17 protein-coding genes are annotated in these 20,101 nt (G+C 73.0%); 7 read left to right on the top strand and 10 right to left on the bottom strand.

Going from position 1 to position 20,101, the window contains the following annotated elements; translation table 11 throughout:
- Window positions 1–28 precede the first annotated feature (28 nt).
- Window positions 29–673 carry a TetR/AcrR family transcriptional regulator gene (locus ACIQI7_RS26190; protein ID WP_401113948.1) on the top strand — a complete coding sequence of 215 codons (645 nt, stop codon included), beginning with the start codon at window positions 29–31 and terminating at the stop codon, window positions 671–673.
- Here the strand turns inward: ACIQI7_RS26190 and ACIQI7_RS26185 are convergent, their stop codons facing one another.
- Window positions 674–1,624, bottom strand: coding sequence for a LysR substrate-binding domain-containing protein (locus tag ACIQI7_RS26185; protein WP_401113945.1), 951 nt, complete (start codon window positions 1,622–1,624; stop codon window positions 674–676).
- A 190-nt stretch (window positions 1,625–1,814) separates the two neighbouring features.
- Here ACIQI7_RS26185 and ACIQI7_RS26180 point away from each other — a divergent pair, with 190 nt between their 5' ends.
- Together ACIQI7_RS26180 and ACIQI7_RS26175 are read left to right on the top strand one after the other, a co-directional pair.
- Window positions 1,815–2,366 carry a peroxiredoxin gene (locus tag ACIQI7_RS26180; protein ID WP_387749720.1) on the top strand — a complete coding sequence of 184 codons (552 nt, stop codon included), beginning with the start codon at window positions 1,815–1,817 and terminating at the stop codon, window positions 2,364–2,366.
- 3 nt (window positions 2,367–2,369) lie between these two features.
- A complete protein-coding gene (locus ACIQI7_RS26175; RefSeq protein WP_387749717.1) occupies window positions 2,370–2,912 on the top strand; it encodes an alkyl hydroperoxide reductase in 543 nt (180 codons plus the stop codon).
- A 139-nt stretch (window positions 2,913–3,051) separates the two neighbouring features.
- Here the strand turns inward: ACIQI7_RS26175 and ACIQI7_RS26170 are convergent, their stop codons facing one another.
- From ACIQI7_RS26170 to ACIQI7_RS26155, 4 genes are all read right to left on the bottom strand, one after another.
- Entirely contained in the window at window positions 3,052–4,560 is a 1,509-nt protein-coding gene (locus ACIQI7_RS26170; RefSeq protein ID WP_401113941.1) for an AI-2E family transporter, read from the bottom strand.
- Window positions 4,561–5,076: 516 nt separating this feature from the next.
- Complete coding sequence (locus ACIQI7_RS26165) at window positions 5,077–5,832, bottom strand: transglycosylase SLT domain-containing protein (protein ID WP_401113938.1); 756 nt, start codon at window positions 5,830–5,832, stop codon at window positions 5,077–5,079.
- 434 nt (window positions 5,833–6,266) lie between these two features.
- Window positions 6,267–7,601, bottom strand: a complete 1,335-nt coding sequence (locus ACIQI7_RS26160; protein WP_401113936.1) for a PhoH family protein — start codon at window positions 7,599–7,601, stop codon at window positions 6,267–6,269.
- A gap of 313 nt (window positions 7,602–7,914) precedes the next feature.
- Window positions 7,915–8,709 carry an isoprenyl transferase gene (locus ACIQI7_RS26155; protein WP_387749705.1) on the bottom strand — a complete coding sequence of 265 codons (795 nt, stop codon included), beginning with the start codon at window positions 8,707–8,709 and terminating at the stop codon, window positions 7,915–7,917.
- Between the two features lie 429 nt (window positions 8,710–9,138).
- Between ACIQI7_RS26155 and ACIQI7_RS26150 the strand changes: the two genes are divergently transcribed.
- The gene (locus ACIQI7_RS26150) at window positions 9,139–10,797 is read left to right on the top strand and encodes a chitinase (protein ID WP_401113933.1); all 1,659 of its coding nucleotides are present in this window, start codon (window positions 9,139–9,141) and stop codon (window positions 10,795–10,797) included.
- Between the two features lie 249 nt (window positions 10,798–11,046).
- On the opposite strand, the gene ACIQI7_RS26145 is transcribed toward ACIQI7_RS26150, so the two are convergent.
- Complete coding sequence (locus ACIQI7_RS26145) at window positions 11,047–11,763, bottom strand: prepilin peptidase (RefSeq protein WP_401113930.1); 717 nt, start codon at window positions 11,761–11,763, stop codon at window positions 11,047–11,049.
- Window positions 11,764–12,012: 249 nt separating this feature from the next.
- Between ACIQI7_RS26145 and ACIQI7_RS26140 the strand changes: the two genes are divergently transcribed.
- Complete coding sequence (locus ACIQI7_RS26140; RefSeq protein WP_401113928.1) at window positions 12,013–13,227, top strand: pyridoxal phosphate-dependent aminotransferase; 1,215 nt, start codon at window positions 12,013–12,015, stop codon at window positions 13,225–13,227.
- 154 nt (window positions 13,228–13,381) lie between these two features.
- On the opposite strand, the gene ACIQI7_RS26135 is transcribed toward ACIQI7_RS26140, so the two are convergent.
- A complete protein-coding gene (locus ACIQI7_RS26135; protein WP_387749694.1) occupies window positions 13,382–15,211 on the bottom strand; it encodes a phosphoenolpyruvate carboxykinase (GTP) in 1,830 nt (609 codons plus the stop codon).
- A gap of 284 nt (window positions 15,212–15,495) precedes the next feature.
- On the opposite strand from ACIQI7_RS26135, the gene ACIQI7_RS26130 reads away from it, so the two are divergent.
- Window positions 15,496–16,170, top strand: coding sequence for a hemolysin III family protein (locus ACIQI7_RS26130; protein WP_401113925.1), 675 nt, complete (start codon window positions 15,496–15,498; stop codon window positions 16,168–16,170).
- On the opposite strand, the gene ACIQI7_RS26125 is transcribed toward ACIQI7_RS26130, so the two are convergent.
- The 3 genes from ACIQI7_RS26125 to ACIQI7_RS26115 all read right to left on the bottom strand — a co-directional run bounded on the left by ACIQI7_RS26125 (window position 16,141) and on the right by ACIQI7_RS26115 (window position 18,842).
- On the bottom strand, window positions 16,141–16,776 hold the full coding sequence (locus ACIQI7_RS26125) for a hypothetical protein (RefSeq protein ID WP_401113924.1): 636 nt from the start codon (window positions 16,774–16,776) through the stop codon (window positions 16,141–16,143). The genes ACIQI7_RS26130 and ACIQI7_RS26125 overlap by 30 nt on opposite strands.
- 417 nt (window positions 16,777–17,193) lie before the next feature.
- Window positions 17,194–18,144, bottom strand: coding sequence for a hypothetical protein (locus tag ACIQI7_RS26120; RefSeq protein WP_401113922.1), 951 nt, complete (start codon window positions 18,142–18,144; stop codon window positions 17,194–17,196).
- 8 nt (window positions 18,145–18,152) lie between these two features.
- A complete protein-coding gene (locus ACIQI7_RS26115) occupies window positions 18,153–18,842 on the bottom strand; it encodes a papain-like cysteine protease family protein (RefSeq protein ID WP_401113920.1) in 690 nt (229 codons plus the stop codon).
- Window positions 18,843–19,125: 283 nt separating this feature from the next.
- Here ACIQI7_RS26115 and ACIQI7_RS26110 point away from each other — a divergent pair, with 283 nt between their 5' ends.
- Window positions 19,126–20,058, top strand: coding sequence for a hypothetical protein (locus tag ACIQI7_RS26110; RefSeq protein ID WP_401114113.1), 933 nt, complete (start codon window positions 19,126–19,128; stop codon window positions 20,056–20,058).
- Window positions 20,059–20,101 lie beyond the last annotated feature (43 nt).

Below are 20,101 nucleotides of genomic sequence, written 5' to 3'. Positions count from 1 at the left end.
TGCCCGACCATGGCGCTACCCTGGCTGGATGGCCCACGTCCCCGCCTCCGAACGCCGACCGCAACTGGTCCAGGCCGCGATCGACCTGATGACCAGGGAGGGAATCGCCGCCGGCAGCACCCGCGCGATCGCGGCCGAGCTGGGCGTGGCGCAGGCCACGGTGCACTACACCTTCGGCACCAAGAAGGACCTCTACCGGGCGGTCGTCGAGCAGCTGAAGTCCGACTTCGTCGGCGAGGTGCGCGCCGCCTCCCCCGGCGACGGCACCTTCGGCGAGCAGGTCCGCACCCTGGTGCACGCGCTCTGGGAGGCCGCCACCGGCGAGCACGGGCGCTGCGTGCTGCTGGGCGAGTTCGGGTCGCTGGCCATGCGCGACCCGGACATGCGGGAGATCATGCTCGGGCTCCAGCGCGACATCGAGGCCACCGCCGCCGAGATGCTCGACGCCGTCGCGGCCGCCCACGGCCTGACCCTGGCGCTGCCCGCCCGCCGGATCGCCGTCCACTTCCTCGGCGGCTTCAACGGCCTGACGGACCGCCACCTCACCCTGCACCGGGCCGGTGACCGGCCCGACCAGGACACCCTGGAGGCCCTGGAGCTGCTGGTCGCGACGACGGTCGGGCTCTGCCTGGGCGCCCCGGCGGCGGTCCGGCCGCCGCTCCAGACGCCCTAGCTAGGAGACGATCCGGACCGGCAGTTCGACCAGCACCTCGCGCAGCGCGGCCGCGAAGCGCTCGTACTCGGCGCTGCGGCCCGAGCCCGGCCGGACGGCCAGCCCGATCCGGCGGCCGGGCGCCGGGGCGGCGAAGCGTACGGCGGCCAGCCGGTCGGCGCGGCCGGCCTCGACGTCCAGCGCGGTGGCGGGCAGCAGGGTCACCCCGAGGCCGCCGGCGACCAGCTGCACCAGGGTGGACAGGCCCGCCGCGCGGGTGGTCGAGCCCGCCGGGTCGGCGCCGACCTCGCGGCAGATGTCCAGCGCCTGGTCGCGCAGGCAGTGGCCCTCCTCCAGCAGCAGCACGTCCAGGTCGAGCAGCACGTCGCGCGGCACGTCGACCCGGCCCGCGAGCGGGTGGCCGGGCGGGGTGACCAGGACGAAGTCCTCGTCGAACAGCGGGATGTCCCTGGTCGGCGAGGCCCCGCCGGCCGGCAGCGCCAGCAGCAGGACGTCCAGCCGCCCGGCGGCCAGGCCCTCCAGCAGCGAGGGGGTGCGTTCCTCGTGGACGTGCAGCTCCAGGTCCGGGAAGCGGTCGCGGACCAGCCGCAGCACGGTGGGCAGCAGGTAGGGCGCGACGGTCGGGATGACGCCCAGGTGCAGCGGCCCGGTGAACGGGCGGCGGGCGGCCTCGACCTCCTCGGTGAGGGCCTGCAGCGAGGCGAGCACCCGGCGGGCGTGCTGGTGCACGCGCTCCCCCAGTGGGGTGACAATCACCTTGCGCGTCGTACGCTCGACCAGCTGCGCGCCCAGCGACTCCTCCAGCGCCGCGACCGCCCCGGACAGCGCGGGCTGGCTGGTCCCGGTGGCGGCGGCGGCCTCCCGGAAGTGCCGGTGCTCGGCCACCGCGACGAAAGCCCGCAGCTGGGCGACGGTCGGGGTGCGGGGGCTGCGGACTGTGGCGCTCGCCACAGTCGGGTCGGTCTTGCCGCCGCCGTTCCTGCGGGCGCCCGGCCGCGACGTGGGGAATTCAGTACTGATAGCAATCTCCGATCAGACACATCCAGTGTAGCTATTTCCCTGATCAGTCCACGATATGGAATGGTGACTGTTGTCCGGATTCCGGACAAAGCCCCCTCATCTCACTTCAGGAGAAGCGAACGTGCTCACGATCGGTGACAAGTTCCCCGAGTTCGACCTCAAGGCCTGTGTCGACCTGGACGCCGCGAACGCCTTCGCCGACATCAACCACAAGTCCTACGAGGGCAAGTGGAAGGTCGTCTTCTTCTGGCCGATGGACTTCACCTTCGTCTGCCCCACCGAGATCGCCGCGTTCGGCAAGCTGAACGACGAGTTCGCCGACCGCGACGCCCAGATCCTCGGCGTCTCCGGCGACTCCGAGTTCGTGCACCACGCCTGGCGCAAGGACCACAAGGACCTGCGCGACCTGCCCTTCCCGATGCTGGCCGACATCAAGCACGAGCTGATGCAGGCCTGCGGCGTCCAGAACGAGGACGGCACCGCCCAGCGCGCCGTCTTCATCGTCGACCCGAACAACGAGATCCAGTTCGTCATGGTCACCGCCGGCTCCGTCGGCCGTAACCCCAAGGAGGTCCTGCGGGTGCTGGACGCCCTGCAGACCGACGAGCTGTGCCCGTGCAACTGGTCCAAGGGCGAGGACACCCTCGACGCCCAGGCCCTGCTGGCGGGCTGACCCATGGCCCTCGACGACCTGAAGGCCGCCCTCCCGGACTACGCCAAGGACCTCAAGCTCAACCTGGGCTCGGTCATCGGCAACTCCGACCTCCCCGCCCAGCAGCTCTGGGGCACCGTGCTGTCCTGCGCGATGGCCACCCGCAGCCCCGGCCTGCTGCGTGAGCTGGAGCCCGAGGCCAAGGCCAACCTCTCCCCGGAGGCGTACACCGCCGCCAAGGGCGCGGCCGCGATCATGGGGATGAACAACGTCTACTACCGGACGCTGCACCTGCTCTCCGACAAGGAGTACAGCACGATGCGGGCCGGTCTGCGGATGAACATCATCGGCACCCCGGGCGTCGAGAAGGTCGACTTCGAGCTCTGGTGCTTCGCGGTCTCGGCCATCAACGGCTGCGGCCAGTGCCTCGACTCGCACGAGGCCGTCCTGCGCAAGGCCGGCGTCGAGCGCGAGGTCGTCCAGGCCTCGATGAAGATCGCCGCCGTCCTGCAGGCCGTGGCCGGCGTCCTCGACTCCGAGGCCGCCCTCGCCGCCGTCAACGCCTGACGCACCCGGCACCCCGACGGGCCCCTCCCGGACACCACGTCCGGGAGGGGCCCGTCGTCGTTCCCCGCCCCGCCGTCCCTTCCCCGCGTCGCCGGTCTCCCCACCCGCCGGTCTCCGACGGGCGCCGCCGGACGACGGATCAGTCGGTGGCGGCTGCGGCCGGCGGGGCGGGACGGGTGGCCGCGGTGCGCCCGGCGGCCTCCTCCGCGGTGCGCTCGGCCGTCCGTTCGGCGGCCTCGCGGGCGGCTTCGAGCGCGGTGAAGACGGCCTGGCCGGCCTCGTTGCGGCGGCGCAGGTGGGTGACCACGGTGTTGGTGACGGCGATCAGCGGGACGGCGACCACCGCGCCGCCGATGCCGCCGATGATGCCGCCGGCCGCGACGCCGAGCACGACCCCGAGCGGGTGGACCCGGACGGCCCGGCCGAGGATCAGCGGCTGGAGGATGTGGCTCTCCACCTGCATCACCACCACCAGCACCACCAGCACCATCAGCGCCGTCCACGGCCCCTGGGTGACCAGCGCGATCAGCACCGCGACGGTGCCGGTGATCAACGCGCCGACCAGCGGGACGAAGGCGCCCAGGAAGATGATCACGGCCAGCGGCAGGGCCAGCGGCACGCCCAGCAGGTCGACGCCGATGCCGATGCAGAGCGCGTCGATGAAGGCCACGCAGACCGTGCCGCGCACATAGGCGGTGAGCGTCGTCCAGGCCTTGGGGCCGGCCCCGGCCATCGCGAAGCGGGAGTGCCGCGGCAGGCCGCGCAGCGCCCAGTTCCAGATCCTCCCGCCGTCGTAGAGGAAGAAGAAGGTGGTGAAGAAGGTCATCAGCAGCGCGGTCAGCACCTCGACGGCGATCTGCGCACCGGTGATCGAGGCCGAGGTGAGCTGGTCGGTGTTGGTGGTGATGGCCTTGGTGATCTGGTTGGCGAAGTCGGTGATCTGCTGCTGGGTCAGGTGCAGCGGCCCGGTGACCAGCCAGTCCCGCAGCTGGTTGACGCCGGTCTTCACCTGGGTGGTGACGTCCGAGAGGTTGGTCGTCACCTGCCAGACCACGAACCAGCCGACCAGCCCGATCCCGGCCAGACCGCTGAGGAACACCCCGCCCGCCGCCAGTGAGCGCGGCACCCCGCGCCGGCGCAGCCAGGAGACCGACGGCTCCAGCAGCGCGGTGATCAGCAGTGAGGCCAGCACCGAGAAGGCGACCAGCCGCAGCATGTCGACCACGTAGAAGACGACGTAGAGCGCGGCGCCGAGCAGCAGCAGCCGCCAGGTCGACTCGGCGGCCACCCGCAGCCCCCACGGCACCGCCTCGGCGGGCGTGGCCGGACGGCCGGGGTGGTACTCCCGGCCGAGGCCGGCGTGCGCGACCGGTGCGGGCGGGGCGGCCGGGGGCGCCGCGGCGGACGGCGCGACCGCCGCGACCGCCGGGCCGGTCGGCGCCGGGGCCGGGTCCGTCCGCGTGACCGGGACCGGGCCGGGCGCCTCGGCGAGTGCCGGGACGTGCCCGTCGGCCAGTGCCGGGAGGGCCTGCTCGTGCGGGTCGGCCGCCATCGCGGCGCGCCGGCGCCGTTCGATCACGGCGGCCGCGCTGGCCACCACGGCCATGCCCTTGGCCACGGCCTTGAAGGCCTTTCCGCCCCGCGCCATCCTCGCTACCACCGCTCCCCTGCCGAACCGCCGTGCCCGGCGGTACGCCGCGGGTCCCGCCGCGGCCGTCAGGGATGACGCTACCCCGGCGCGCGTGCGGCGAGTCCGGCCGCCGGTCCGTTCGACCCGTCGCCCCCGTCCCGATGATCCGGACAAAACGCCAGGTTCCATCTGGTTTCGGACGCGGCACGTGGGGGATGAGACGGGACGAGACCCCGGAGCCGAGCCGCCGAGGTCGCCCCACGGCCAACCGCCGGCGGACCGGCCGGTGCGGGAGGCAACCAGGACCCCTTCCCGCGCCCCGCGTCCGCAACCGGGACCGCACCGCCCGAGGGCGCACTGGTCAGCGCAACCCGGGCGGGGCGGTCCGCTCCTGCTCCGCGGCCGCCACCCTCACGTCGGCCCGCCACCCGTTCGTCGGCCCGAGCCGGAGAACGCCACGGCCCCGGCCGTCCGTCCGAGGAGGACGGGCGACCGGGGCCGTGGGGAACCGCGCCGCCGCGGCGGCGGCCGTTCCTAGTACCAGTTGTGGCCCTGCCAGAACGACCAGGCGCCGCAGGGGCTGCCGTAGCGGGAGTTCATGTAGCTGAGGCCCCACTTGATCTGGGTGGCCGGGTTGGTGCGCCAGTCGGCACCGGCCGAGGCCATCTTGGTGCCGGGCAGCGCCTGGACCAGGCCGTAGGCACCGGAGCTCTTGTTGGTCGCGGTGTAGTCCCAGCCGCTCTCGCGCTTCACGATCTGGCTGAAGCACTGGAACTGCGTGTCGTTGCCGACGATCTGCCGGGCCAGGTCCTGGACCGAACCGGGGCTGACCGAGACGGCCGGCGCGTCCTCCACCGCGGTCATCGCCGAGCGGGCCTTGGAGCGGTTGGCGGCGGCCTCGTCGGCCTTGCGCTTCTCCTCCGCGGCCTTGGCGGCCTTGTCCGCGTCGGCCTTGGCCTGGGCGTCGGCCTTCGCCTGGGCGTCCGCGGCGGCCTTCTGGCGCGCGGCCTCCTCGGCGGCCTTCTGCTCCGCGGCGGCCTTGGCGGCGGCGTCGGCGGAGGCCTGCTGGGCGGATGCCTGCTGGCCGATGTTGTCACTGATGGTCTGCGCCTGGGCGCCAGAGGGGACTTCGGCAAGCAGGGTCGCGCCGGCGACGTCGACCGTCTGCGTGGTCTTGCCCTCGCTGCCCGAGGCCATGCCCACGACGGCACCGACAGCGGTGACGGCGGTGGCGGAGGCCACAGCGACTCCCCGGACCGAGATCCGAGTCACATGGTTTCCTTCCAGCATCGCCCACGCGTGACCGTACGGGCGCAACATGCCCCTTGGCACGGACCTCCGCACGGTGCTCTGGTCACGGGAGGTGCTGGCCCGGCGTCCGGCCGAGGTGAGGCGACCGGGCGTTGAAATCGGGCGGCGTACGGCTCAACGGTCTTCAATTGTGTGTCCACCGACCGGAGTTGGCGGACCTTCCGGGGCCTGACCCCCGCAGTGCGGGAGCCCTGCCGCGCCGTACGCGGGGCCTGACAGAACCCTCACCATGCCGCACCGGGCACTGTCGACGCAATTCCCGCTCGCGTGGCGCATGTCACATCCACCGTACGGCAGTTCCCCGGACCGGAAAGCACTCGATGCGACGGGACGAGCGGAGCCCGCTCCCTCAGGAGCGGGCTCCAGAACGCGAGTTGACCGTATTGTCCGACTATGCCCCCATCAGGGGCGGATCACGGGTGGATGTCCTCCAGCATCTCCGTGACCAGCGCCGCGATCGGCGAACGCTCCGAGCGGGTGAGCGTGATGTGGGCGAAGAGCGGATGGCCCTTCAGCTTCTCCACCACCGCCACCACGCCGTCGTAGCGGCCCACCCGGAGGTTGTCCCGCTGCGCAACGTCGTGGGTGAGCACCACCCGCGAGCCCTGGCCGATCCGGGACAGCACCGTCAGCAGGACGTTGCGCTCCAGCGACTGCGCCTCGTCCACGATCACGAAGGCGTCGTGCAGCGAGCGCCCCCGGATGTGGGTCAGCGGCAGCACCTCCAGCATCCCGCGGGAGATGACCTCCTCGATCACGTCCGGGGTGGTGACGGCGGAGAGGGTGTCGAAGACCGCCTGCGCCCAGGGGCCCATCTTCTCCGCCTCGGAGCCCGGCAGGTAGCCGAGCTCCTGGCCGCCGACCGCGTACAGCGGCCGGAAGACCATCACCTTGCGGTGCTGCCTCCGCTCCAGCACCGCCTCCAGCCCCGCGCACAGCGCCAGCGCCGACTTCCCGGTGCCGGCCCGCCCGCCCATCGACACGATCCCGATCTCCGGGTCGAGCAGCAGGTCCAGCGCCACCCGCTGCTCGGCGCTGCGCCCGCGCAGCCCGAACGCCTCGCGCTCGCCGCGCACCAGCCGCACCCGGCCGTCGCCGGTGACCCGGCCGAGCGCCCGGCCGCGCTCCGAGGTCAGCACCAGCCCGGTGTGGACGGGCAGTTCGGCGGCCCCGTCGACGTCCACCCCGGCGTCGTGGCCGACCGAGAACAGCGCGTCGACCTGGTCGGCCGGGACGTGCAGCTCGGACATGCCCGTCCAGCCCGAGGTGACCGCCAGTTCGGCCCGGTACTCCTCGGCGAGCAGGCCCACCGAGCTGGCCTTGATCCGCAGCGGCAGGTCCTTGGACACGACGGTGACGTCGTAGCCCTCGGCCTGGAGGTTGCGGGCGACCGCGAGGATCCGGGTGTCCGCCTCGCCGCCGCCGGCCCGGTAGCCGACCGGCAGTATCGACACGTCGGAGTGGTTGAGCTCGACCCGGATGGTGCCGCCGAGCTCGCCGACCGGGATCGGCTCGTCGAGCCGGCCGTGGCGGATGCGGTAGTCGTCGAGCAGCCGCAGCGCCTGGCGGGCGAAGTAGCCCAGCTCCGGGTGGTGCCGCTTGGCCTCCAGCTCGGTGACGACCACCACCGGGAGGACGACCTCGTGCTCCTCGAAACGCGTCATGGCGAGCGGGTCCGCCAGGAGCACGCTGGTGTCGAGAACGTACGTGCGCCGGTCTGGTGTCCGGCGGCTCTTGGAACTGACCACTAGGCCTCCAGAGCGGATGACCCTGCGTCATCCGCGGCAAGCCGGCCCTCGCTGCCCCGGTGGCCTCGGGGCCGGACTGACTGGAGTATTCCCAGGCGAGGAGCGGTGCATTCGCGCCCCCGGCGAACTGACGGATCATTGCCGGTGAACGTTTGGCCTCGCGCGGGCGCCGGGTAGGCCAGGCCTACGGCGGTCATTTCCTCACGGCGGCCGGCACCCGGGGCCGGCGCCCCGGGAGCGCGCCGGGACACCACCGGGACGACGCCGGGGCCAGCCGGGACGACGCCGGGACACGACCGGGACGGCGTCGGGGCTACAGCCCCAGCCGCCGGTGGCGCTGTTCGTACGCGCGCAGCGCACGCAGGAAGTCGACCTTGCGGAAGGCCGGCCAGTACGCCTCGCAGAAGTAGAACTCGCTGTGCGCGCTCTGCCAGAGCAGGAAGCCGGAAAGCCGCTGCTCGCCCGAGGTGCGGATGATCAGGTCCGGGTCGGGCTGGTTGCGGGTGTAGAGGTGCTCGGCGATGTGCTCGACGGTCAGGATCTCGGCCAGTTCCTCGATCGAGGTGCCGCGTCCGGCCTGCTCCTGGAGCAGCGAGCGGACGGCGTCGGCGATCTCGTGCCGACCGCCGTACCCGACCGCGACGTTGACCGTGATGCCGTCGATGTCGGCGGTCTGGTCGGCGGCCCGCTTGAGCACGTCGGCGGTGTGCTGCGGCAGCAGGTCCAGCGCGCCGACCGGGTGGACCCGCCAGCGGCGGGCGGCGGCCAGGCCGGTGACGGCGTCCTCGATGATGCCGAGCAGCGGGACGAGTTCGTCGGCCGGGCGGTCCAGGTTGTCGGTGGAGAGCATCCAGAGGGTGACGACCTTGACGTGGGTCTCGTCGCACCAGCCGAGGAACTCGCTGATCTTGTCGGCGCCGCGCTGGTGGCCGTACGCGGTGGAGCCGCCGGCCGCCTTGGCCCAGCGGCGGTTGCCGTCCAGGATCACGCCGATGTGGCGCGGGGTGCTCGCGAGGTGGACCTCGACCCGTCGGCCGTAGAGCCCGTACATCCCGCCGAGCAGGGTGCGCAGCCCCGGCGTCCGTTCGGCGACATCGCGCAGACCCATGTTTCCCGGCCCCTCCGTGCTCGTTGCAACTGGTGCGTCTCCGCCCCCGGCGCAGCCTACTCCGGCGCGCAGGTGCTCGGTAAAGCCGCAGGTAGCGGTCTGGTCACGGTCCTGTACGAAGTCTGTCGCGACGGGCGTGTCGGGCGCCCTCCGGCCGAGCGCGCCGGGGGCCGTCCGGGCGGACCGCGCGGCCGTTCCGGCGCTCCCGGGGCGGGGACACGGAACGGTCTCCGAATCCTTAACGGAACCGTAAGCCGTCCGTCCGGTGCTTGACGACCAGTAATGGTCTAGTCCAGCTTTTGATCCGGGACGGAACGATCCTCCTCCTCCTCCTCCGCCCCGCAGGCTCACTTCGGACCTCCCCTCCCCCACACGCGGCCGCCGCGCCCCCCACCGCGGCGGCCGCTCCTCCCCCAGGAGCGTCACCCCATGGCCCGTACGCTGAACCAGCCCTCGCACAAGCGCCGGCGCAGCCCCCTCCCGGCCGTCGCGGCCGGTGCCACCGCCCTCGCCCTGGCCGGCGGCGGCCTCGCCCTCTTCGCCGGCGGCGCCAGCGCGGCGGTCGGCAACCTGGTCTCCAACGGCGGCTTCGACGGCGGGCTCGGGGGCTGGTCCTGCACCGGCGCCGCGACCACGGTCTCCTCCCCGGTCCACTCGGGCACCGGCGCGCTCCAGGCCACGCCGGGCGCCGGCGACACCGCCGAGTGCACCCAGACCATCAGCGTGCTGCCCAACACCAGTTACACGCTGAGCGCGTGGGTCCAGGGCCCGTACGTCTACCTCGGTGCGCGCGGCACCGGCGGCACCGACCCGTCCGCCTGGTCGAACCAGAACAGCTGGAACCAGCTGTCCACCACCTTCACCACCGGGGCGAACGCCACCAGCGTCACCGTCTACCTGCACGGCTGGTACGGCCAGAGCGCCTACCTGGCCGACGACGTCGCGCTGATCGGGCCGGGCGGCGGCGGCAACCCGTCGCCGACCGCGACCCCCACGCCCACGCCCACGCCGACGGCCACCGCCTCCCCCACGGCCACCGCGACGCCCACCAGGACGGCGACCCCGACGCCCACCGCCTCCCCCACGGCCACCGCGACGCCCACCAGGACGGCGACCCCGACGCCCACCGCCACCCAGACGGCGACGGCGACCCCGACCGCCACGCCGACCAGCACCACCCCGCCCACCGGGCTGCCCGCCCACCTGGTCACCGGCTACTGGCAGAACTTCGACAACAACTCGACCGTGCAGCGGCTGAGCGACGTCCAGAGCGCGTACGACATCATCGCGGTGTCCTTCGCCGACGCCGTGCCGACCCGGACCGGCGCGATCAGCTTCACCCTCGACCCCGGCCTCTCCAAGGCCCTCGGCGGCTACACCGACGCCCAGTTCCGCGCCGACGTCAAGGCCAAGCGGGCGGCCGGCAAGAAGGTCATCCTCTCCATCGGCGGCCAGAACGGCGCGATCACCGTCGGGGACGCCACCGCCGGCGCCAACTTCGTCGACAGCGCCTACGCGATCATCAAGGACTACGGCTTCGACGGCATCGACGTCGACCTGGAGAACGGCGTCCAGGCCGGCCCGCTCGGCGACGCGCTGCACGCCCTGCAGGCCAAGGTCGGCCCCGGCTTCGTCCTGACCATGGCCCCGGAGACCATCGGGATGTACAACACCTCCGGTGCCTACTTCCAGCTGGCGCTGAAGACCAAGGACATCCTCACCGTCGTCAACACCCAGTTCTACAACTCGGGCGGCATGAACGGCTGCGACGGCAAGGTCTACACCCAGGGCACCATCGACTTCATCACCTCGCAGGTCTGCACCCAGATCCAGGGCGGCCTGCGGCCGGACCAGGTGGGCATCGGCGTCCCGGCCTCCACCAAGGCGGCCGGCGGCGGCTACGTCTCCCCGGCCGTGGTGAACAACGCGCTGGACTGCCTGGCCACCGGCGCCAACTGCGGCAGCTTCGTGCCGCCGGCCAAGTGGCCGACCATCCGCGGCGCGATGACCTGGTCGACCAACTGGGACGCCAACAACGGCAACGCGTTCTCCAACGCGGTCGGCCCGTTCGTCCACGGGATGCGGTGACCGCGGGCCGGCCGAGGCCGGAGCCGCCAGAAGCTCAACTCCCCCGGCGCGCCGCTCCTTGAGGGTGGGGCCCGCGCGCCGGCGGCGGGGCCCGTCGCACCGACCGGTGCGGCGGGCCCTTCCGCCGCCCTCTCCTCGGTCGCTCTCCCCTTTATCAGTGCTGTCCCCTTTATTGGTGCTGTCCCTCGGCGCCGCCCTCAGCGCCGTCCTCGGTACCGTCCCTCAGCAGGGGTGGAACCGCGGGCGCGCTCACCGCGCCAGGACCGCGGTGAGCGCGCCGAGCAGCAGGAACGGGCCGACCGGGAGATCGAGCCCGCGCACCGGGCGACGGCGGGCCAGCGCGGCGGCGGCCCGCAGGGTGCCCCACAGCCCGGCGAGCACCATCGCCGCGAACAGCCCGCCGAGCGCCACCGACCAGCCGTACCAGCCGAGCAGCCCGCCCAGGGCGAGCCCGAGCGGGGAGTCCCCGGGGCCCAACGCGCCCAGCCAGACGGCGAGTTCGAGCAGACCGCCGACCGTGAGCGCGACCAGCAGACAGCGCAGCGGCACCCCGGGGCCGGCGGCCGGCGCCGCCGCCAGCAGCAGCGCGGCCACCCCGCCGAGCAGCGGCACGGTCAGTCGGTACGGCAGCCGGCGCACCCGCGCGTCGACGAAGCCGAGCGCCACGCCGAGCGCCGCCGCCCAGCCCAGCGCCAGGGCCACCGCCGCTGGCCGGTCCGCCGCGTACGCCACCGCGACGGCGACCGCCGCCGCGACCGCCTCCACCGACCAGGGGCCGGCGCCCAGCCGTTCCCGGCAGCCCGGGCAGCGCCCGGTCGGCGGCAGCAGGCGCACCCGGCGCCCGCAGGACGGGCAGCCGTCGCACCAGGGCTCGCCCTCCGGCACCGCGAACCGGGCGATCAGCCCGCGCAGCGGCGGAGCCGCCAGGAGACCGACCAGCACCGCCGCGACCACGACCGGGACCACCGGCGCACCCCCTCCTCGACCGACGCACCGGCCACATCCTCCCGCGCCGGGCAGTGTGCCGTCCGTCTCCTTCCACCCGGCGGCGCGGCGGCGCTCCTCGCATACAGGAGCATTCCGGACATCCGACCGCCGGTTCGCAAGGCGGCCCGCCGGCCCCGCCTGGCGATCCAAGGGGGTCGTTCGGGCCCTCCAAAGCGCCCCCGCGGAGACCCGCCGCACGCCCCCTCCGTACCCCTAAAGTAGGCGGACATGCAGGTCATCCAGTCCAGCAAGCTCGCCAATGTCTGCTACGACATCCGCGGCCCGGTGCTCGACGAGGCGATGCGGCTGGAGGAACAGGGCCATCGCATCCTCAAGCTCAACACCGGGAACCCGGCCGCCTTCGGATTCGAGGCGCCCCCGGAGATCCTCCAGGACATCCTGCGCAACCTCGCCACCGCGCACGGCTACGGCGACTCCAAGGGTCTGCTCTCCGCCCGCCGCGCGGTGGTCATGCACTACGAGGAGCGCGGGCTGCACGGCCTCTCCGTCGACGACGTCTTCCTCGGCAACGGGGTCTCCGAACTGATCCAGCTGGCGATGACCGCGCTGCTGGACGACGGCGACGAGGTGCTCGTGCCGGCCCCGGACTACCCGCTGTGGACCGCCTCGGTCTCGCTGTCCGGCGGCACCGCGGTGCACTACCGGTGCGACGAGCAGTCCGAGTGGTACCCGGACCTCGCCGACATCGAGGCCAAGGTCACCGACCGGACCAGGGCCATCGTGGTGATCAACCCGAACAACCCGACCGGCGCGGTCTACCCGCGCGAGGTGCTGGAGGGCATCGCGGAGATCGCCCGCCGGCACGGTCTGGTGGTCTACGCGGACGAGATCTACGACAAGATCCTCTACGACGACGTCGAGCACGTCCCGCTGGCCACCCTGGCCCCGGACCTCTTCTGCGTCACCTTCAACGGACTGTCCAAGGCGTACCGGGTCGCGGGCTTCCGCTCCGGCTGGATGGTGCTGTCCGGCGACCGGACCCGGGCCCGCAGCTACATCGAGGGCCTGACCGTGCTCGCCTCGATGCGGCTGTGCGCCAACATGCCCGCGCAGCACGCGGTGGCCGCCGCGCTCGGCGGACGGCAGTCGATCCGCGACCTGGTCCTGCCCGGCGGCCGGCTGCACGCCTCGCGCGACGCCGCGTACGAGCTGCTGAACCGGATCCCGGGGGTCACCTGCGTCAAGCCCAAGGGCGCGCTGTACGCCTTCCCCCGGCTGGACCCCAAGGTCCACAAGATCAAGGACGACGCCCGGATGGTGCTCGACCTGCTGCGCTCCCAGCGCATCCTGCTGGTCCAGGGCACCGGCTTCAACTGGCCCGAGCCGGACCACTTCCGGCTGGTCACGCTGCCCCGGGCGGAGGAGATCACCGACGCGGTGACCCGGATCGGCGACTTCCTCGACGGCTACGTCCAGCCGTAGCGGTCGGGCGGGAGAACACTACGGCCGGAGTTCCGGCCCGGGCGATCTCCTTGGTCGGGGGAAAATCGCCCGGCGGAACTCCGGCCGTCCTGCCGCTCGGCGGGGCGCGCGGTTCGTGCCGCGCGCCCGCCTCTGTCGCGGCTGAGGCTCAGGCTCAGCCGAGACGCGCGACGAGGTTCCGGTACTCGTCCCACAGCTCCTTCGGGGTGTGGTCGCCGAAGGTCTCCAGGTGGGCCGGCACGAGGGCGGCCTCCTGGCGCCAGATGTCGGCGTCCACGGTGAAGAGCAGGTCGAGGTCCTCCTTGGACAGGTCCAGGCCGCCGAGGTCGAAGCCGTCGACGGTCGGCAGCACGCCGATCGGGGTCTCGACGCCCTCGCCGGTGCCCTCCAGGCGCTCGACGATCCACTTGAGCACGCGGCTGTTCTCGCCGTAGCCGGGCCAGACGAACTTGCCCTCGGCGTTCTTGCGGAACCAGTTGACGTAGTAGATCTTCGGCAGCTTGGCGGCGTCCGCCTGGGCGCCGACCTTCAGCCAGTGGGCGAAGTAGTCGCCCATGTTGTAGCCGCAGAACGGCAGCATCGCGAACGGGTCGCGGCGCAACTCGCCCACGGTGCCCTCGGCGGCGGCGGTCTTCTCGGAGGCGATGTTGGCGCCCAGGAAGACGCCGTGCTGCCAGTCGAAGGACTCGGTGACCAGCGGGACGGCGGTGGCGCGGCGGCCGCCGAACAGGATCGCCGAGATCGGCACGCCCGCCTGGTCCTCCCACTCCGGGGCGATGGTCGGGCACTGCGCGGCCGGGACGGCGAAGCGGGCGTTCGGGTGGGCGGCCGGGGTGCCGGACTCGGGGGTCCAGTCGTTGCCGCGCCAGTCCGTCAGGTGCGCCGGGGGCTCCTCGGTGAGGCCCTCCCACCACACGTCGCCGTCGTCGGTGAGGGCGACGTTGGTGAAGACGGTGTTGCCCCAGAGGGTGTCGATGGCGTTGGCGTTGGTGTCCACGCCGGTGCCGGGGGCGACGCCGAAGAAGCCCGCCTCGGGGTTGATCGCGTAGAGGCGGCCGTCCTCCTTGTTGAACCGCATCCAGGCGATGTCGTCGCCGATCGTCTCGACCTTCCAGCCCGGGACCGTCGGCTGGAGCATGGCCAGGTTGGTCTTGCCGCAGGCCGAGGGGAAGGCGGCCGCGACGTACTTGGCCTCGCCGTTCGGCGGGGTGAGCTTCAGGATGAGCATGTGCTCGGCCAGCCAGCCCTCGTCGCGGGCCATGGTCGAGGCGATGCGCAGCGCGTAGCACTTCTTGCCGAGCAGGGCGTTGCCGCCGTAGCCCGAGCCGAAGGACCAGATCTCCTTGGTCTCCGGGAAGTGCGAGATGTACTTGGTGGTGTTGCACGGCCACGCCACGTCCGCCTGGCCCTCGGCGAGCGGGGCGCCGACGGTGTGCACGGCCTTGACGAAGTCGCCGTCCTCGCCGAGCTGGTCCAGCACGGCCTGGCCCATGCGGGTCATCACGCGCATGGAGACGGCGACGTAGGCGGAGTCGGTGATCTCGACGCCGTACGCGGCCAGCGGGGAGCCGACCGGGCCCATCGAGAAGGGCACGACGTACATCGTGCGGCCCTTCATCGCGCCGCGGAACAGGCCCTGCTCGCCCTGGAAGACCTCCCGCATCTCGGCGGGGGCCTTCCAGTTGTTGGTCGGTCCGGCGTCCTTCTCCTGCTCGGAGCAGATGTAGGTGCGGTCCTCCACGCGCGCCACGTCCGAGGGGTCCGAGGCGGCGTAGTAGGAGTTGGGGCGCTTCTCCTCGTTGAGCTTCTTGAAGGTGCCCTGCGCCACCAGCAGGTCCGCGAGGCGCTGGTACTCCTCGTCGGAACCGTCGCACCACTCGATGCGGTCCGGCTGGGTGAGCTCGGCGATCTCGCTCACCCAAGCGAGCAGCTGCTTGTGGCGGGTGGGCGCGGATGCGCTGAGAGCAGAGATCTCGTACGACACGATCGCTCCGTTTCACGCCATCTCGGCGAGGAGACGGCGTCGCGGGGGTCTGAGGGTGCTTGCAGCGTAGCTCCGGGCTCAAGGCCGGAACGCGGCGAAGCGTCGAAATTGACGCATCTTTTACTACAGCAAGTATGGTTACCAGCCGGTAATACGCCAAGCACACTCGCGACGGAGTGCGCGGGGCCACACTCCAAATACTCCAAAACGTCTAAGAGTGACGATCGCCACTTCCTACGCGCCAGTAACCTACGGGAGCGTAGGTAGCCGGTAGCATGCTGCGCATGACTGTTGCCGCGCTCGCGGAGAGTGCACTCACGGAGAGCAAGCCGAAGTGGCGCGGCTGGCTGCACGCCGGGATGTTCCCCGCCACGGTGGCCGCCGGGATCGTGCTGATATCCCTGGCCGACTCCACGCCCGCCAGGATCGCCTGCGCGATCTACTCGGTCAGCGCCTGGCTGCTGTTCGGCGTCAGCGCGGTGTACCACCGCTTCGACTGGGGCCCGCGCGGGGACGCCGTGCTGCGCCGGCTGGACCACGCGAACATCTTCCTGATCATCGCGGGCACCTACACGCCGTTCACGATGCTGCTGCTGGAGGGCGCCGACCGGCAGGTGCTGCTCTGGGCGGTCTGGGGCGGCGCACTGGCCGGGATCGCGTTCCGGGTGTTCTGGGTCGGCGCGCCGCGCTGGCTGTACACGCCGGTGTACCTCGCGCTGGGCTGGGCCGCCGCCTTCTTCCTGCCGGACTTCCTGCGCACCGGCGGGGTCGCCGTCCTGGTGCTGATGATCGTCGGCGGGGTGCTCTACAGCATCGGCGGCGTGGTGTACGGGCTCAAGCGGCCCAACCCCTCACCGCGCTGGTTCGGGTTCCACGAGGTGTTCCACGCCTTCACCCTGGGCGCGTTCATCGTCCAGTACGTCGGCGTCTCACTGGTGGCGTACAGCACGGCCGGCTGATCCCGGCGCGCCCCGGCGGGCGGTCGAACGGTCCACGGACCGGGCGGCCGCCCGTTCCGCCGTCCAGGGCCGCTCGTACGGGGCCCGGATCTGCGGGCGGCGCGGGTAGGACGAGTGGTCGGGGCCGCCGGGCTCCGGCTGCGGGCCGGAGTCCTGCAGCGGGCCGTGCACGTCGTGGTGCTCGCCGTGCGCGAGGTGCTGTTCCCCGTGCGACTCCCGGGAGGGCTCGCCGGACCGCCGGCGGGGCTCGGGCGGCGATCCGGCCGGCCCCGGGAGCGCCGCGGCCCCGGTCCGCCCGGGCGCACCGGCCGAGCGGGCCGCCTGCCGGGCGTCCAGCGCCTCGCGGGCCCGGCGGCAGCGCTCGCAGTGCGCCGCGTCCGGGATGCCGCGGCGCGGGCGGTGCCGGACCGGGGCCGGCTCGCCGCGCAGCGCCCGCCAACGGCGGGCGACGTAGACCATCAGCAGCAGGGTCTCCACCCCGGCCACCGCCAGGACCAGCGCGGCGCCGTTGATCAGGTAGGCCGCGACCACGGCCAGCGCAGAGCCCACCACCACCGCCGAACCCCACACCTGGGCGCTCGTCTGCTTGTCGTCCGCGTCGGCCACTCCGGTCCCCTTTCCCGGTGCCGGGCTCGTGGTCGGCTGCCGCCGCCCCACCTCTTCTCCGCTCTCGGCACGCGTCGGCCAGCACTGACCGATTGCCACATGGTATCTACCGTCAGTCATGGCCGACTGCCCCGGGGCGGCGAACGACAGATCAACGTTGCGTCAATTCCTTGTGCGGAAGCGGCACTTCCAGGACACATCACGGAGGGTAGCCAAAGGGGCGGCGGGCAGCCGACCCGGCCGCCCACCGCCCCTCGCTCTTATGTGTCCGCTTTCCTGCAGGCCCGCTCTCGTGCGTACCGCTCTCGGGCGTCCCGCTCACGGGCGTGTCCGGTTCTCCCGTGTGTCCGGTTCTCCCGTGTGTCCGGCGGGTGCGGATCGCGGAGCCCGGCCCGACCGGCCGGGCCCCGCCTGCCGTCAGCCGCGGCGGACGGCCGCCCTCCTGCGCCGCAGCACGGCACCCGCGCCCACCAGCGCGGTGGCTCCCAGGGCGGCCGCCGCCGTCACGGCCGACAGCGCCGAACCGCCGACCGCGGGCGCCGGTGCGGCCGCGAGCTCGGGTGCCGCCCCGAGCTCGGGCGCGGCCCCGGCGGGCGGTGCGGCGTCCACCTGGTAGCCGCCGCCCCGGCCCGCCCGGTCGTACGCCGAGCCGGGCAGCTTGTCCCCGTACCGCTGGTGCACCAGCTGCTGGTACGCGGCCAGCGTGACCCCGTCCGCGCCCACCGAGCGCCGGGCCTCGTCGTCCAGCGGCAGCACCCGGCCGTCGCGCAGCACGTACCAGGCGTTGACCTGCGGTTCGCGGAAGGCGGTGCCGCCGCCGCTGCCCGCGGCCTTCGCCGCGTAGTCGCCCTCGTCACCACCCGAGGCGATGTTGACCACCTTCCAGCCGCCGGCCTGCCGGACGGTCCAGACCGAGGCGGTCTGCCCGTCCGCCGCGACCACCGTGCTGGCGGTGAACTCGGCCTTCGCCACCGGCGCTCCCGGGGTGCCGGCCACGAAGCCGGGGTCCAGGAGGTAGACCGGGACGGTGTCGCCGGCCAGCCGTGGCGCGGCCGCGGCCGCCGCCCGGGCCTCCTCGGCGGCGCCGATGGTCAGCTGCTGGGTCGGCGGGACGCCCTTGCGGGCGAAGAAGTGACCGACCTTGTCGAGGACCGCCGGGTCCTGGACGGCGTTGCGGGCCTGCGCCAGTTCGGCGGCGGGCACCGGGGCCGGGGCGGCGGCGGCCTGCGCGACCGGGGCACCGGGGGCGACCGGCTCGGCGGCGTGCCCGGCCGGGGCGAGCGACAGCGCGAGGCCGACGGTGAACAGGGTGCTGGCGGCGGCGGTGACGGCGGTCGCGGCCCGACGGCGGCTCTTGATCTCGGTCATGGTCGCCCTCACGCGCCGATCCGGTACAGGGAGTGGGTCCACGAGAACGTGTTGTTGTTCACGTAGTACCAGTAGTCCGCCCAGTTGTAGCGGTAGTTGGAGGGCCACGGGTCGCCCCAGTAGACCCAGTTGTTCCCGGTGTCGTAGCCGTACAGGACGTGCATGTGGCCGCCGCCCGAACTCCACTGGATGCGCGTCTCGATCGGACGGTTGGCGTTCACCTCGGACTGCACGGTGCTGTAGTTCAGGTACCCGTTGATGTACGAGCCCGGGTTGATGCCGACCCAGTCCAGCCCGTTCTGCACATCGCCCAGCGTGGCCTGGCTGTTGGGGCAGCTGGAGTTGGCGGAGCGGCCGAACGCGGCGTTGCAGAACTGGTTCTGGCTGTAGTTGTAGCCGAACCAGGTGGCGATGGTGTTCCCGCTCGCCGCCCAGCACCAGTTGGTCTGCTGTTGCTGCTGCATGGTGATGTTGAGCTTCTTGTACGTGCCGGCCAGGTCGGCCGTACTGCCGGGCGCGGCGGCCGGGCGGACCTGGTGGACCTGCTGTGTGGCCCGGTCCTGGGCCTGGGCCTGGACCTGCTGCCCGGCCGGGGCGGCGATCGCGGGTGCGGCCATCGCGGCGGTTAGCGCCGGGCCCAGCACGCCGAGGGCGAGAACGGAGACCGCGCGGCGCAGCCGTATCCGTGGAACTGGCATGGGGGAATGCCTCCTTGCACGAGTGGAGCGAGGTGCTGTGTGGGGGCGCGGTCCGGATCGCGCCCCGAGCATCGCGCCTTGTCAGAGGCGGGTCAACGGCCTTCGGCGGGGCCCGGGCCGGGTGTGAACGGGCGGGCGCGGATGTGAACGGTGCCCCGGAAACCCCCGCGCGACAGGCCCGGACCGGTGACAAACCACCGCACCGATGTGAATATTCACGGTCAAACGCCGGTCCGGCCGAGCCCGCCCGCGCGCCGGACCCGCCCGCCCCCAGGAGGCCGCCATCCACAGGAGCGACCCAGCCGACCTCGCCGCCGCCCTGCGCACCGGCCCCTTCCACCTGGCCCTGCGCACCGCGATCTCCACCCGGGGCCTCGCCCTGCACCGCATCCGCCGCCATCTCGCGCTGCGCGGCGTCAACGTCGGCCTGACCAGCCTCAGTTACTGGCAGCAGGGCCGCCGCCGCCCGGAACGCGCCGAGTCCCTGCGCGCCGTCGCCGCCCTCGAAGAGGTCCTCGATCTGCCCGAGCACTCCCTCACCCGGCTGCTCGGCCCCCGCCGCGCCGCCGACCCCGCCCCGGCCGGACCGCCCGTGCGCCCCTACCGCGACCTGATCTCCCCGGCCGTGGCCGTCGACGACCTGCTCGCCACCCTGGCCGGTCCGCGCGACACCGGGCTGCACACCATCACCCACATCGAGCGCATCCGGATCGGCCCCGACCGCCAGCTCGCCCGCCGCGACTCCCAGCACGCCCTGCGCGCCCACCGCGACGGCATCGACCGCTATCTCGCCCTCTACCAGGGTGACCCGGGCAGCGACATCACCCGCGTCGGCGTCCGCGCCGAGGAGAACTGCCGCCCCGGCCGCATCCGCCGCGACCAGGCCCACCACCTGCTCGCCGCCGAACTCCTCCTCGACCGCCGCCTACGCGCCGGCGACACCCACCTGCTCGGCTACGGCTTCGACGACGCCCCGTCCCCCGTCCCCAGCTGCGAATACGTCCGCGGCTTCAACTCCGGCGCGGGTCAGTACGTCCTCCAGGTCACCTTCGACCCCGCCGCCCTGCCCGTCCGCTGCCACCGCTTCGCCCTCCACTCCCCCGGCGCCGTCCCCTACGAGACCGAGGAACTCACCCTCGACGGCCACCACTGCGTCCACCTGGTGGCCACCGCCCTGCGCCCGTGCCTGCTGGGGATCCGCTGGGACTGGGAGTGACGGCCGGCCGGCGGGCACACCGGCGCGGGCCGACCGGCCGGCG

The organism is Kitasatospora sp. NPDC092039, assembly GCF_044756065.1.
Lineage (GTDB): Bacteria > Actinomycetota > Actinomycetes > Streptomycetales > Streptomycetaceae > Kitasatospora.
This window is presented reverse-complemented; position numbering and strand designations above follow the sequence as displayed.